The sequence below is a fragment of the Escherichia sp. E2562 genome (genome assembly GCF_005781075.1).
Lineage (GTDB): Bacteria > Pseudomonadota > Gammaproteobacteria > Enterobacterales > Enterobacteriaceae > Escherichia.
This window is the reverse complement of record NZ_VATM01000005.1, coordinates 271,786-286,682: the sequence shown is the minus strand read 5'-3', so window position 1 is coordinate 286,682 and position 14,897 is coordinate 271,786. Positions and strand designations below refer to the sequence as shown.

The 14,897-nt window shown below is 50.1% G+C and carries 12 protein-coding genes; 5 read left to right on the top strand and 7 right to left on the bottom strand.

Going from position 1 to position 14,897, the window contains the following annotated elements:
- Positions 1 to 87: 87 nt before the first annotated feature.
- The 3 genes from nuoB to lrhA form a co-directional block, all read right to left on the bottom strand.
- A complete protein-coding gene (gene nuoB, locus FEK43_RS10305; RefSeq protein ID WP_000386733.1) occupies positions 88 to 750 on the bottom strand; it encodes an NADH-quinone oxidoreductase subunit NuoB in 663 nt (220 codons plus the stop codon).
- A gap of 15 nt (positions 751 to 765) precedes the next feature.
- On the bottom strand, positions 766 to 1,209 hold the full coding sequence (nuoA, locus tag FEK43_RS10300) for an NADH-quinone oxidoreductase subunit NuoA (RefSeq protein WP_000062997.1): 444 nt from the start codon (positions 1,207 to 1,209) through the stop codon (positions 766 to 768).
- A gap of 620 nt (positions 1,210 to 1,829) precedes the next feature.
- Complete coding sequence (gene lrhA / locus FEK43_RS10295) at positions 1,830 to 2,768, bottom strand: transcriptional regulator LrhA (protein WP_130207219.1); 939 nt, start codon at positions 2,766 to 2,768, stop codon at positions 1,830 to 1,832.
- Between the two features lie 924 nt (positions 2,769 to 3,692).
- Here lrhA and alaA point away from each other — a divergent pair.
- Together alaA and yfbR are read left to right on the top strand one after the other, a co-directional pair.
- Positions 3,693 to 4,910, top strand: a complete 1,218-nt coding sequence (gene alaA, locus FEK43_RS10290; RefSeq protein WP_064526608.1) for an alanine transaminase AlaA — start codon at positions 3,693 to 3,695, stop codon at positions 4,908 to 4,910.
- 83 nt (positions 4,911 to 4,993) lie between these two features.
- On the top strand, positions 4,994 to 5,593 hold the full coding sequence (yfbR, locus tag FEK43_RS10285; protein ID WP_130207221.1) for a 5'-deoxynucleotidase: 600 nt from the start codon (positions 4,994 to 4,996) through the stop codon (positions 5,591 to 5,593).
- 60 nt (positions 5,594 to 5,653) lie between these two features.
- Here yfbR and FEK43_RS10280 read toward each other — a convergent pair whose 3' ends face one another.
- The 4 genes from FEK43_RS10280 to yfbV all read right to left on the bottom strand — a co-directional run bounded on the left by FEK43_RS10280 (position 5,654) and on the right by yfbV (position 9,267).
- A complete protein-coding gene (locus FEK43_RS10280; protein ID WP_130207223.1) occupies positions 5,654 to 7,486 on the bottom strand; it encodes an SLC13 family permease in 1,833 nt (610 codons plus the stop codon).
- Between the two features lie 86 nt (positions 7,487 to 7,572).
- Positions 7,573 to 8,223 carry a hexitol phosphatase HxpA gene (gene hxpA / locus FEK43_RS10275; protein WP_130207225.1) on the bottom strand — a complete coding sequence of 217 codons (651 nt, stop codon included), beginning with the start codon at positions 8,221 to 8,223 and terminating at the stop codon, positions 7,573 to 7,575.
- Positions 8,224 to 8,233: 10 nt separating this feature from the next.
- On the bottom strand, positions 8,234 to 8,728 hold the full coding sequence (locus FEK43_RS10270) for a YfbU family protein (protein ID WP_064526599.1): 495 nt from the start codon (positions 8,726 to 8,728) through the stop codon (positions 8,234 to 8,236).
- Positions 8,729 to 8,811: 83 nt separating this feature from the next.
- Positions 8,812 to 9,267 (bottom strand): terminus macrodomain insulation protein YfbV, encoded by a 456-nt coding sequence (gene yfbV, locus FEK43_RS10265; RefSeq protein ID WP_000106627.1) that lies wholly within the window; start codon positions 9,265 to 9,267, stop codon positions 8,812 to 8,814.
- A gap of 338 nt (positions 9,268 to 9,605) precedes the next feature.
- On the opposite strand from yfbV, the gene ackA reads away from it, so the two are divergent.
- The 3 genes from ackA to yfcC all read left to right on the top strand — a co-directional run bounded on the left by ackA (position 9,606) and on the right by yfcC (position 14,737).
- A complete protein-coding gene (ackA, locus tag FEK43_RS10260) occupies positions 9,606 to 10,808 on the top strand; it encodes an acetate kinase (RefSeq protein WP_130207228.1) in 1,203 nt (400 codons plus the stop codon).
- Between the two features lie 73 nt (positions 10,809 to 10,881).
- A complete protein-coding gene (gene pta, locus FEK43_RS10255; protein ID WP_130207230.1) occupies positions 10,882 to 13,026 on the top strand; it encodes a phosphate acetyltransferase in 2,145 nt (714 codons plus the stop codon).
- Positions 13,027 to 13,216: 190 nt separating this feature from the next.
- Complete coding sequence (gene yfcC / locus FEK43_RS10250) at positions 13,217 to 14,737, top strand: putative basic amino acid antiporter YfcC (protein ID WP_130207232.1); 1,521 nt, start codon at positions 13,217 to 13,219, stop codon at positions 14,735 to 14,737.
- Positions 14,738 to 14,897 lie beyond the last annotated feature (160 nt).

Here is a 14,897-nt window from a genome sequence, read left to right as displayed (position 1 = left end):
TGGTCCGTGGTGACTGTCGGCACAGTAAGCTTCGCGAAATAGATTTAGGAATAAGCGAAGAAAAATCCCTTTGCCGACAGGCGCAAATTAAATCTCGTCAGGTGTACGCAGGTTGGTTACGGCAATGCGTTCACCGCGCTTGCGTTCGCGCTCTGATTGCATATTGGCGCGATAAACGCCCTGATCGCCAACCACCCAGGAGAGCGGACGACGTTCTTTACCGATAGATTCCTGCAACAGCATCAGTGCCTGCATGTACGCTTCAGGACGCGGCGGGCAGCCCGGGATATACACATCAACCGGGATGAATTTATCGACGCCCTGCACAACGGAATAAATATCGTACATACCGCCGGAGTTGGCACAGGCACCCATTGAGATAACCCATTTTGGTTCCAGCATCTGGTCATAAAGACGCTGAATAACCGGTGCCATTTTTGTAAAGCAGGTTCCTGCCACCACCATCAGGTCAGCCTGACGCGGCGAAGCACGCAATACTTCTGCGCCAAAACGCGCCACGTCATGCACCGCGGTAAACGAAGTCACCATCTCAACGTAACAGCAGGAAAGACCGAAGTTATACGGCCAAATTGAGTTTTTACGACCCCAGTTAACCATGTCATTGAGCTTGCCCATAAACACGTTTTTGTTAACTTCTTGCTCCAGAGGGTCGGTTACGATCTCCTGCTTTTGCAGGGGGTAACGGTCGTTCTCACCGTTGGGATCTATGCGGGTGAGCGTATAATCCATCTTAATGCCTCGCGGTTAGCGTTGACGATTAGCGATACTGTTCGTTTCCGGGTTCATACGCTCGCGGCGTGAACGCGCGGGCGTCCAGTCCAGCGCGCCAATACGCACCAGATAAACCAGACCTGCCAGTAACACAAAAATAAAAATTGCAGCTTCCACAAAGCCTACCCAGCCGCTTTCGCGAATAGAGGTTGACCATGCGAACAGATACAGCGCTTCAACGTCGAAGATAACGAAGAACATGGCCACCAGATAAAACTTGGCGGACAGGCGTAAGCGGGCGGAGCCGACCGAGTCGATACCGGATTCAAACGGCACGTTTTTCGACCTCGCGCGTGCGCGACCGCCTAAAAACCAACCGCCTACCAGCATCAGGCAACACAGGCCAATGGCAACGATAAGAAAGATAGCGAATGCCCAGTGATGAGCGATGACTTCAGTGGATGTTGACATACTCATTGCTTACTCATCAAAAGTAGCGCCAGATTCACTGCTCTTCACGGCAGATGGACGCCACATCGATTCATGGGGAGGAATAAAAAAAACCTTACAACTACTGTAATAACAATTTTATACAGTGAATTGATGTGGTCTTTTACCCCTTTCTATAACCTTTTGTCAACTTTAACAAAAGTTTCTTCACATTAATTTACATAATACCAACAACCCTTGCATTTAATGCTCTTCATCCCAGATCATTGACGACTCCAGGAAAATTAGATGTTGTTGAATCGTGTCCGTTGTGAAGCAATGGAAAAAATACGGGCCTATTTTGACAGGAATTTGTGTCGATTCCTCCCCCTAAAAGAGAGTATTTTCTTGATCTGTGACACGCTTTTGTTAATCCATAACAAAAATACAGCAACAAGTTCACGTATTTTTTAACATTATTGTAGCAGGAGATTTTTATCAGGCGATTTTTTGTTCGCGCGTATAGAGAATGGAGGTCGATTGAAAAATGAACACATTTGTTCAAAATCAGGAAAAGTCGTCATCATTTATTGTAAAAAAAAGCCACTGACGTTCAAAAAAACATCAGTGGCTTGTTTTTACAAATGTGGTTACCTGGTACCAGGCAATTATTCGTAATCGCCTTCAATTAACAGAGAATCATCCCCTTCATGGGCTCCTGTCGCGCTGAACTGCCATGGATTCTGATAACTCTCCATAGCCTGATATATCACCTGGGCCAGTTCATTACCGCTGGACGGATCATAGCAGAGCAAATATTCGGTATCTGGCAGTGGTGGTAAACCGTCCACAGCACTCAAGACGCGCAGGTCCGGACTCATCATCTCAACCGGCCTGGCCGTTACACCCAATCCCGCTTTCACGGCAGCACGGACCGCCGGCAACGTGGAGGCGACATAAGCCAGACGCCATGGAATATCTGCTTTATTGAGTGTTGCCAGAACCATATCGCGGAACGGACTAGGATCATCCAACAACACCAGAGGGATCGGCTCGCCTTTTTGCAATACGTATTCCGCAGCGCAATACCAGTGCGTTGGAGAAGTTCTCAGATTCAACGCCTTAAAGGTATCAGGACGATTTGTGGTAACCATTAAATCCACTTCCTGGGACTTCAGCATATCTGCCATATAAGCATTACGCTTAACGCGGACATCCAGCGCAAGTTTCGGATAAACCGAACTCACGCGATTAAGCAGGAAAGGTAAGATCGTATCAGCAGATTCATCTGAAGCGCCGATTGTTAACACGCCCTGAAGATTACTGAACATTAATGATGAGCAAGCTTCATCATTAAAACGCAGGATCTTCCTGGCATAGCCAAGAAGCTGAATGCCATGTTCAGTTAACAGTTTGTTACGACCATGCCGAGCGAACAGTTCTTTCCCAACGAGTTGTTCAAGACGTTGCATTTGCTGACTAACAGCGGACTGAGTACGACACACGGCGGCAGCTGCGGCAGCAAAAGTGTTCAGATCGGCAACAGCAACAAATGTTCTCAGCAGATCGAGGTCGAGGTTAATTATCGGACGATTTGCACTTATCATATATTATCACTTACTGGCGGCTCATACTGAGCTGGTTAATGCTGTGCACACACAAACAAGCAATTCCATTTGTAATGTGCCTCCCTGGCAGTTTCATCCGGAAGTCTGGATGAAAGTTAAAATGCATATGAGTTGCACTAATAAGAACGACTCACATTGTTCCGTTATAATGCCTGAAGTAGTTCACAGAATATATCTTCAGGAATCGCATATCTATTAAGTTACTCACTCTTTTCTATTTATGACATGCGAGTGTTTGTGTAAATGTAAATGTTGATCCTTGTTCCACTACTAGCAAAGCGGCGCCAACCCAGCGTGAACACGCATAAGCGGCGATGATTTGTCTGCATCAAAAGTGGGGGTTCCGTCATTTAAGCGAGCATTTTACCCTAAAACCCATTTATTTATAAGGGCCATTGCGAATTATCTGATGCAAAGTTATGTTATGTTAGGCAAAGTAATCTTCTATTATTAATAAGCACAACAAAACCTTTTTGAATATTAAATAATAATTAATTAGCACACCCTGCATTCATTAATTACGCTTAACAATAGTTTCGCACGTCATCACCTATACGACACTTCGGCAATCACTACTCTGTTAATGTTTCACTTATAATGAAAATATCATGAATATGTTATGTTCGTGATTTCTTAAATCAAAGGAAATTCGCACATTTATCTACCAGACAAAAAACTATGCATTAGATTAATACTTAGAATAAATCACTACAAAACACAAATCATTAAGCATATGCATCTCAATATTTAACGATTATTAAGTTATTAACAGCACATTCCCTTCTTTTACTCTCGCAAAATCTTGTTCTGCAGAACTTCAAAACACCGCCTCGGGGGAGTACATTGTTCTAAGCTGACTTCCACGGCAGGGAGTGGCGATAACAGCAAAAAAGGTCAAGATTCATGTCACCCATTGAAAAATCCAGCAAGTTAGAGAATGTCTGTTATGACATCCGTGGTCCGGTGCTGAAAGAAGCAAAACGCCTGGAAGAAGAAGGTAACAAGGTATTGAAACTGAACATCGGCAACCCAGCCCCGTTCGGTTTTGACGCTCCTGATGAGATCCTGGTTGACGTGATACGCAACCTCCCGACCGCTCAGGGCTATTGTGATTCAAAAGGCCTCTACTCTGCGCGTAAAGCCATCATGCAGCACTATCAGGCGCGAGGCATGCGTGATGTTACCGTGGAAGATATTTACATCGGCAATGGTGTATCGGAGCTTATCGTTCAGGCAATGCAGGCCTTGCTGAACAGCGGGGATGAAATGTTGGTTCCTGCACCTGATTACCCACTATGGACCGCGGCGGTTTCGCTCTCCAGCGGTAAAGCGGTGCACTACCTTTGTGACGAGTCCTCTGACTGGTTTCCGGACCTTGATGATATTCGCGCTAAAATTACGCCTCGTACGCGCGGTATCGTTATTATCAACCCGAACAACCCTACCGGCGCGGTTTATTCCAAAGAGCTTTTAATGGAAATTGTGGAGATTGCGCGTCAGCATAATCTCATTATCTTCGCCGATGAAATTTACGACAAAATTCTCTACGACGACGCCGAGCATCACTCGATCGCGGCGATGGCGCCTGACCTGCTGACCATTACCTTTAACGGTCTGTCGAAAACGTATCGCGTGGCAGGCTTCCGTCAGGGCTGGATGGTGCTGAACGGGCCGAAAAAACACGCCAAAGGCTACATCGAAGGTCTGGAGATGCTGGCCTCAATGCGACTTTGCGCCAACGTTCCCGCACAACACGCGATTCAGACCGCATTGGGTGGCTATCAGAGTATCAGTGAATTTATCTTACCAGGCGGGCGTCTTTACGAGCAGCGTAATCGCGCATGGGAATTGATTAACGACATTCCAGGCGTTTCCTGCGTGAAGCCACGCGGCGCGCTGTACATGTTCCCAAAAATCGACGCCAAACGTTTTAATATTCACGACGACCAGAAGATGGTGCTGGACTTCCTGTTACAGGAAAAAGTTCTGCTGGTTCAGGGAACGGCTTTTAACTGGCCGTGGCCGGATCACTTCCGCATAGTTACGCTGCCGCGCGTTGATGATATCGAACTGTCATTAAGTAAATTCGCTCGTTTCCTTTCTGGCTATCATCAGCTGTAATCTTAAATTCACTGCCGGAGATTGCATCCGGCAGTGTTATCCCCCCACAATGATCTCATGAAGTCATCACACGCAAGGTCGTTATGAAGCAGAGCCATTTTTTTGCCCATCTCTCCCGCCTGAAACTCATTAACCGCTGGCCGTTAATGCGCAATGTACGGACAGAAAATGTGTCTGAGCACAGTTTGCAGGTGGCGATGGTCGCCCATGCGCTGGCTGCCATTAAAAACCGTAAGTTTGGCGGAAATGTCAACGCTGAACGCATCGCTCTGCTGGCGATGTACCACGATGCCTCTGAAGTACTCACCGGCGATCTCCCTACCCCAGTGAAATATTTCAACTCGCAAATCGCTCAGGAATACAAAGCCATTGAAAAAATCGCCCAACAAAAGCTGGTCGATATGGTTCCGGAGGAGTTGCGGGATATTTTCGCGCCATTAATCGATGAAAATGCGTATAGCGATGAAGAAAAGTCGCTGGTGAAACAGGCTGATGCACTTTGTGCCTATCTGAAATGTCTGGAAGAGCTCGCAGCCGGAAATAATGAATTTTTGCTGGCAAAAACGCGGCTGGAAGCGACGCTTGAAGCGCGCCGCAGCCAGGAGATGGACTACTTCATTGAAGTCTTTGTTCCCAGCTTCCAACTATCGCTCGATGAGATTAGCCAGGATTCGCCGCTGTAAGCAGACAGATACCAGCCGACGCAGCCTGATAAGACGCGCCAGCGTCGCATCGGGCTCTCGTTAAAACGGAAACAGCATCGGAATCATCACCACGCAAACCGCCATCACAATAACGGTGAACGGTACTCCCAGCTTCACAAAATCACTAAAGCTGTAATTTCCCGGCCCTAAAACCAACGTGTTAACCGGCGAGGAAACTGGCGTCATAAAGGCGGCGGATGCTGCCATCGCCACCACCATGGCAAATGGATACGGCGAGACGCCCATTGTTTTAGCCGCGGCCAGCGCAATCGGCGCCATCAACACAGCCGTTGCCGTATTCGAAATAAACAAACCAATCACCGCCGACAAGACAAACAAACAGCCAAGCATCATATGCGGCCCGTAACCGCCGCCGATGTCCATTAACCCTTTCACCGCCAGCGCGACACCGCCTGTTTTCTGTAGCGCTACCGCGAACGGCATCATCCCAACGATCAAAATAATGCTCGGCCAGTGAATGGATTTATAGGCGCTTTCAGCATCGATACAGCGGAATTTCCCCATCAGCAGGCAGGCAATGATAGCCGCGATGGGATTAGGGATTTCATCAGTCAGCATTAACGCCACCATCAACACCAGACAGAAAATGGCATGGGGTGCCTGACTGTGCGCAGGCGATGCTTCACTCACTTCTTCCGGTAAGTTCAGCGCCACGAAGTCGCGGCCCTGTTTTGCCAACATACCGATAAGCTTCCAGTTACCGACGACCAGAATGATATCGCCCAGCAGCAGAGGCTCATCCGCCAGCGAACCTTCTAGCGCCACGCCGTTGCGTTTCAGGCCCACCACATTCAGTCCGTAGCGCGTACGAAAGCCAATTTCGCGCACCGATTTACCAATCAACTCAGACTCAGGAATTAATGAAATCTCCGCCATGCCAACATCAAGGGCTTGATCGGAAAAATACTCGCCGCGCAGCACCATCGGTTCCAGCAATTGTTCACTACAAAATTGTCGGAGATCGACATCAGCCGCAGACATATCAATAAGCAAAACGTCACGCGCCCGGAATTCAGAAACCCCGTTCACGTTCACAATAACGCGACGAAAACGCCGCCAGCGTTCAACACCGATGACGTTAGCGCCATAACGTTCACGTAATTTGAGATCGTCCAGTCGCTGGCCAATCATCGGCGAACCGGGACGAATGGCCAGGCGACGCGCGCGCCCGGTAAGTCGGTATTCACGGATAAGATCGCGGAAGGTACGACGCGTCCAGCCTTCGCGCGGCGGGGTCTGGGCATCCCCTTTCAGCATGAAACGCATCACTAACATATACAAGATGCCCAGCACCAGTACGACCAGGCCGATGGGGGTTACGCTAAAGAAACTAAAACCATGATAGCCTTCACGCAGCAATTCACTGTTAATCACCAGGTTAGGTGGCGTTGCCACCAGCGTCATCATGCCGCTGATCAGCCCGGCAAAACTTAACGGCATCATCAGGCGCGACGGCGACGTTTGCATGCGCATAGCGACGCTTAACACCACAGGGATAAAGATAGCGACGACGCCCGTTGAACTCATAAACGCGCCAAGGCCCGCAACGGTCAGCATCAACAAAACCAACATTTTGATTTCACTGTTGCCTGCCACTTTAACCAGCCATGTCCCCATTACAGTGGCGACACCCGTGCGGACTAAACCATCGCCAATAATAAACAAGGCGGCGATCAGTACCACGTTAGGATCGGAAAAACCGGAAAACACTTCAGGGACGGTCAGCGTACCGCTTAATGCAAACGCAACAATGACAAACAAAGCGACCGCATCCATACGCACTCTGCCAGTCGCAAACAAGACGATAGCAACCGCCAGTAATGAAAGAACCCAGATCAATTCACCGTTCACAACGTATCCTTGTTAATTGAGGGGGATGGCCTGATTCTGCCACAAAAAAGCCCCGTCGGGACGGGGCTAAATCATGATCTGGCGTTTCACGCAATAATAACGTCACCATTTGGCTGTTTGATCACAGTAATTTGTTCCAGACTATGGAGGACCAAATCTACCTCATTCAGACGCGGCGTCTCAGTCGGCGCATTGACTGCGATAACCTTGCAACCCGCCGCCAGGCCAGAAAGCACACCAGCGGGAGCATCCTCTACCACCACGCATTCCTGCGGCGCAAGGCCCAACAGTTGTGCACCTAACAGATATGCATCAGGCTCTGGTTTTCCACGTTTAACCCGCTCTGCGGTAACAAACACTTCCGGCGCGGGAAGTCCGGCGACTTTGTGACGTGCTCGCGCAACAGGCATGGAACCAGAAGTGACAATGGCCCACGGAATCCCCGCTTTATTCAAATGATTGAGTAAAGCTATCGCCCCTGGGAGTGCGGTAATACCTTCGGTTTCCGTGGCCTCGATTTGTTCCAGACGGGTAAACTCGGCGGCAATTTCCGTCTCCGATTTGCCCATCATGAAATGGCGCAGAGACGTAATCGCCTGTTTACCATGAATAAACGCCAGCACATCTTCCGGTGCTAGCCCATGACGTCTGGCCCAGTTGCTCCACGCCCGCTCTACCGCGGGCAGAGAATCCACCAGCGTTCCATCCAGATCAAACAGAAAACCTTTACACCGCACGCGGGCCTCCTCAGGCGTTGATGATTTGGTTAATTTCGTTAGCGCTCAGGTGATACTGACGCGGGCAGGCATGCCAGACATTCAACATGCGCAGATATTTCTCCCACATTGGCGTCTGGGCATTAAAGCCGTGAGTTCCGGCATCAAAATGGGTGTAACGCCCTTCAACGTTAACCATAAAGCGGACATAACCGAGATAACGTGCTTCGGTGGCGGCGTCAAAGCCGAGGAAGGTGACACGACGTTCATCGATGGATTGCTGGTCCTGTAAATTAGACCAGGAAACATGCAGCGCGTGATACATCTCCATAATGTCGATGATAGTGCGGCAGGTTTCTTCTTTCAGCTCGCCAAACTCGCGATCCAGTTCACGCATTTGTAAACCATAACCACGCTCAATGATTGTTTGCAGGCGACGGTAACGTTCAGCATTTGCCGGATCGAGCATAGTCATCATTTTGTACTGGTTAGACAAAATAAGACGTTGCGCGTTGGTCATTTCCATTGTTGACTCCTGTATCACTCTACTACGGTGAAAAAAAAGAAGGCCGATGTCTGCCTTCTTTTATATGCGTAATCAGGGGTCAATTACAAATCATCAAGGAAAGTTTTATCCAGTTGTTTGAAGGCGCGCTTAAGCGTGTCAGCTAATGCCTGGTAATCAGGCTTGCCTTCAACAGGTGCCAGCACCTGTCCAGACTCCTGCAATTTACCGCGAACTTCATAAAACCAGTTGAGGATTGCAGGTGGTAATGGCGTTACAGAGCGCTTGCCCAGCCACCACAGTCCCTGCATGGGTAAGCTTAGGGCGAACAACGCAGTGGCGACTGCCGGACCAAGCTGACCGCCCAGCGCAATCTGCCAGCAGAGAGTAAACACGGCGATCGGCGGCATAAAGCGGATCGCATAGCGCGTCATCTTAATGACTCGATTCTCAACAAAGACCGGGGCAAGGCGTTTTTCCAGCGGCCACGTCTTTGAGTAATGCTGTCCCCGGCGAAACAAGCTAAAAAAATTAACAGAACGATTATCCGGCGTTGACATGCTTCACCTCAACTTCACATATAAAGATTCAAAAATTTGTGCAAATTCACAACTCAGCGGGACAACGTTCAAAACATTTTGTCTTCCATACCCACAATCAGGTATCCTTTAGCAGCCTGAAATGGCCGAGTAGTACATATTCATTGAGTCGTCAAATTCATAAACATTATGCCATTGGCTGAAAATTACGCAAAATGGCATAGACTCAAGATATTTCTTCCATCATGCAAAAAAAATTTGCAGTGCATGATGTTAATCATAAATGTCGGTGTCATCATGCGCTACGCTCTATGGCTCCCTGACGTTTTTTTAGCCACGTATCAATTATAGGTACTTCCATGTCGAGTAAGTTAGTACTGGTTCTGAACTGCGGTAGTTCTTCACTGAAATTTGCAATCATCGATGCAGCGAATGGTGAAGAGTACCTTTCTGGTTTAGCCGAATGTTTCCACCTGCCCGAAGCACGTATCAAATGGAAAATGGACGGCAATAAACAAGAAGCGGCTTTAGGTGCAGGCGCCGCTCACAGCGAAGCGCTCAACTTTATCGTTAATACTATTCTGGCACAAAAACCAGAACTGTCTGCGCAGCTGACCGCTATCGGTCACCGTATCGTACACGGCGGTGAGAAGTATACCAGCTCCGTAGTGATCGACGAGTCTGTTATTCAGGGTATCAAAGATGCAGCTTCTTTTGCACCGCTGCACAACCCGGCTCACCTGATCGGTATCGAAGAAGCACTGAAATCTTTCCCGCAGTTGAAAGATAAAAACGTTGCTGTATTTGACACGGCGTTCCACCAGACTATGCCGGAAGAGTCTTACCTCTACGCCCTGCCGTACAACCTGTACAAAGAGCACGGCATCCGTCGTTATGGCGCGCACGGCACCAGCCACTTCTATGTAACTCAGGAAGCGGCAAAAATGCTGAACAAACCGGTAGAAGAACTGAACATCATCACCTGTCACCTGGGCAACGGTGGTTCCGTTTCTGCTATCCGTAACGGCAAATGCGTTGATACCTCTATGGGTCTGACTCCGCTGGAAGGCCTGGTAATGGGTACTCGTTCTGGTGACATCGATCCGGCGATCATTTTCCACCTGCACGACACCCTCGGCATGAGCGTTGATGCCATCAACAAACTGCTGACCAAAGAGTCTGGCCTGCTGGGTCTGACCGAAGTGACCAGCGACTGCCGCTATGTTGAAGATAACTACGCGACGAAAGAAGACGCGAAGCGCGCAATGGACGTTTACTGCCACCGCCTGGCGAAATACATCGGTGCATACACCGCGCTGATGGATGGTCGTCTGGACGCTGTTGTATTCACCGGTGGTATCGGTGAAAACGCAGCGATGGTTCGTGAACTGTCTCTGGGCAAACTGGGCGTGCTGGGCTTTGAAGTTGATCGCGAACGCAACCTGGCTGCACGTTTCGGCAAATCTGGTTTCATCAACAAAGAAGGTACCCGTCCTGCGGTGGTTATCCCAACCAACGAAGAACTGGTTATCGCGCAAGACGCGAGCCGCCTGACTGCCTGATTTCACACCGCCAGCCCAGCTGGCGGTGCTGTTTTGTAACCCGCCAACCGGCGGTAACGAAAGAGGATAAACCGTGTCCCGTATTATTATGCTGATCCCTACCGGAACCAGCGTCGGTCTGACCAGCGTCAGCCTCGGCGTGATCCGTGCAATGGAACGCAAAGGCGTTCGTCTGAGCGTTTTCAAACCTATTGCTCAGCCGCGTACCGGTGGCGATGCGCCCGATCAGACAACGACTATCGTGCGTGCGAGCTCTTCCACCACGACAGCCGCCGAACCGCTGAAAATGAGCTACGTTGAAGGTCTGCTTTCCAGCAATAAAAAAGATGTGCTGATGGAAGAGATCGTCGCGAACTACCACGCTAACACCAAAGACGCTGAAGTGGTTCTGGTTGAAGGTCTGGTACCGACACGTAAACACCAGTTTGCCCAGTCTCTGAACTACGAAATCGCCAAAACGCTGAACGCGGAAATCGTCTTCGTTATGTCTCAGGGTACTGACACCCCGGAACAGCTGAAAGAGCGTATCGAACTGACTCGTAACAGCTTCGGTGGTGCCAAAAACACCAACATCACTGGCGTTATCGTTAACAAACTGAACGCACCGGTTGATGAACAGGGTCGTACTCGCCCGGATCTGTCCGAGATTTTCGACGACTCTTCCAAAGCTAAAATCAACAATGTTGATCCAGCGAAGCTGCAAGAATCCAGCCCGCTGCCGGTTCTCGGCGCTGTGCCGTGGAGCTTTGATCTGATCGCGACTCGTGCTATCGATATGGCACGCCACCTGAATGCCACCATCATCAACGAAGGCGACATCAACACTCGCCGCGTGAAATCTGTAACTTTCTGTGCACGCAGCATTCCGCACATGCTGGAGCACTTCCGTGCAGGTTCTCTGCTGGTAACTTCCGCAGACCGTCCTGACGTACTGGTTGCCGCTTGCCTTGCTGCAATGAACGGCGTAGAAATCGGCGCCCTGCTGCTGACTGGCGGCTATGAAATGGACGCGCGCATTTCTAAACTGTGCGAACGCGCTTTCGCCACCGGCCTGCCGGTATTCATGGTGAACACCAACACCTGGCAGACTTCTCTGAGCCTGCAGAGCTTCAACCTGGAAGTTCCGGTTGACGATCACGAGCGTATCGAGAAAGTTCAGGAATACGTTGCTAACTACATCAACGCTGACTGGATTGACTCTCTGACTGCCACTTCCGAGCGCAGCCGTCGTCTGTCTCCGCCTGCGTTCCGTTATCAGCTGACCGAACTGGCGCGCAAAGCGGGCAAACGTATCGTTCTGCCGGAAGGCGACGAACCGCGTACCGTTAAAGCAGCCGCCATCTGTGCTGAACGTGGTATCGCAACTTGCGTACTGTTGGGTAACCCGGCAGAGATCAACCGAGTTGCAGCGTCTCAAGGCGTAGAACTGGGCGCAGGCATTGAAATCGTTGATCCAGAAGTGGTTCGCGAAAAATATGTTGCTCGTCTGGTCGAACTGCGTAAGAACAAAGGCATGACCGAAACCGTTGCCCGCGAACAGCTGGAAGACAACGTGGTTCTCGGTACCCTGATGCTGGAACAGGATGAAGTTGATGGTCTGGTTTCTGGTGCTGTTCACACTACCGCAAACACCATCCGTCCGCCGCTGCAGCTGATCAAAACTGCACCGGGTAGCTCTCTGGTATCTTCCGTGTTCTTCATGCTGCTGCCGGAACAGGTTTACGTTTACGGTGACTGTGCGATCAACCCGGATCCGACCGCAGAACAGCTGGCTGAAATCGCCATCCAGTCCGCGGATTCCGCCGCAGCCTTCGGTATCGAACCGCGTGTGGCTATGCTCTCCTACTCCACCGGTACTTCTGGTGCAGGTAGCGACGTAGAGAAAGTTCGCGAAGCAACTCGTCTGGCGCAGGAAAAACGTCCTGACCTGATGATCGACGGCCCGCTGCAGTACGACGCTGCGGTAATGGCTGACGTTGCGAAATCTAAAGCGCCGAACTCTCCGGTTGCAGGTCGCGCTACCGTGTTCATCTTCCCGGATCTGAACACCGGTAACACCACCTACAAAGCGGTACAGCGTTCTGCCGACCTGATCTCCATCGGGCCGATGCTGCAGGGTATGCGCAAGCCGGTTAACGACCTGTCCCGTGGCGCACTGGTTGACGATATCGTCTACACCATCGCGCTGACTGCGATTCAGTCTGCACAGCAGCAGTAATCTCGTCATAATCCGCAGCCTTACTGCTGCGGATATCAGAACCGGAAATAGCCACTATTTCCGGTTTTTTATTCTCTTAATTTGCATTACTCCTTTCTGATTATCTTGCTTAACTGCGCTGCATCAATGAATTGCGTCATCTCACTTTGCATACTTACCACTTTGTCTTGTGCAAGGGAAAATTTGCGCTATGTCAGCAATCACTGAATCCAAACCAACCAGAAGATGGGCAATGCCCGATACTCTGGTGATTATCTTTTTTGTTGCTATTTTAACCAGTCTCGCCACCTGGGTTGTTCCGGTGGGAATGTTTGACAGTCAGGAAGTGCAATATCAGGTTGATGGTCAGACAAAAACACGCAAGGTTGTAGACCCTCACTCATTTCGCATTCTGACCAACGAGGCGGGCGAACCAGAGTATCACCGCGTACAACTGTTCTCGACGGGCGATGAACGTCCCGGCCTGATGAACTTCCCGTTTGAAGGGCTAACCTCTGGTTCGAAATATGGGACCGCCGTTGGCATCATCATGTTTATGCTGGTGATTGGCGGCGCGTTTGGCATCGTGATGCGTACAGGAACTATTGATAACGGCATCCTGGCGCTTATCCGCCACACACGAGGGAATGAAATTCTTTTCATTCCGGCGTTATTTATTCTCTTTTCACTCGGCGGTGCGGTATTTGGCATGGGGGAAGAGGCTGTCGCCTTTGCCATCATCATCGCGCCACTCATGGTGCGGCTGGGTTATGACAGTATCACCACCGTCCTGGTAACCTATATCGCTACGCAAATCGGTTTTGCCAGCTCGTGGATGAACCCGTTCTGCGTGGTCGTCGCCCAGGGGATCGCTGGTGTTCCGGTGCTTTCTGGCTCCGGTTTGCGCATCGTGGTATGGGTAATCTCTACTCTGATTGGCCTGGTCTTCACCATGGTGTACGCCTCACGGGTGAAAAAGAATCCTCTGTTGTCACGCGTTCATGAGTCCGATCGTTTCTTCCGCGAAAAACAGGCGGATGTCGAACAGCGCCCATTTACCTTTGGTGACTGGCTGGTATTAATTGTTTTAACCGCCGTCATGATCTGGGTGATTTGGGGCGTTATCGTCAATGCCTGGTTTATTCCTGAAATTGCCAGCCAGTTCTTCGCTATGGGTCTGGTAATTGGCATCATCGGCGTTGTCTTCCGTCTGAATGGTATGACGGTAAACACCATGGCTTCATCATTTACCGAAGGCGCGCGAATGATGATAGCCCCCGCCCTGCTGGTTGGTTTCGCCAAAGGGATTTTGCTGCTGGTAGGTAACGGCGAAGCCGGTGATGCCAGCGTACTGAATACCATCCTCAACAGCATTGCCAATGCCATTAGCGGTCTTGATAACGCGGTCGCGGCGTGGTTTATGCTGCTCTTCCAGGCGGTATTTAATTTCTTCGTGACATCCGGTTCTGGCCAGGCCGCGTTAACCATGCCGTTACTGGCACCGCTTGGCGATCTGGTCGGCGTTAACCGTCAGGTTACCGTGCTGGCCTTCCAGTTTGGCGATGGCTTCAGTCATATCATTTACCCGACCTCGGCTTCATTAATGGCCACGCTCGGTGTTTGCCGGGTGGACTTCCGTAACTGGATAAAAGTGGGGGCAACACTGCTTGGACTGCTGTTTATTATGTCCAGCGTGGTGGTGATAGGCGCTCAGTTGATGGGCTACCATTAAAAACGTTAAGAGCCGCGATTGCGGCTCTTAGATTGATGACAACGGAAAAATTGCCTGATGCGCTACGCTTATCATGCCTACATGGCCCATGCAATATTTTGAATTTGCAATATTTTGTAGTCCGGATAAGGCATTTACGCCGCATCCGTCATAAACAAAG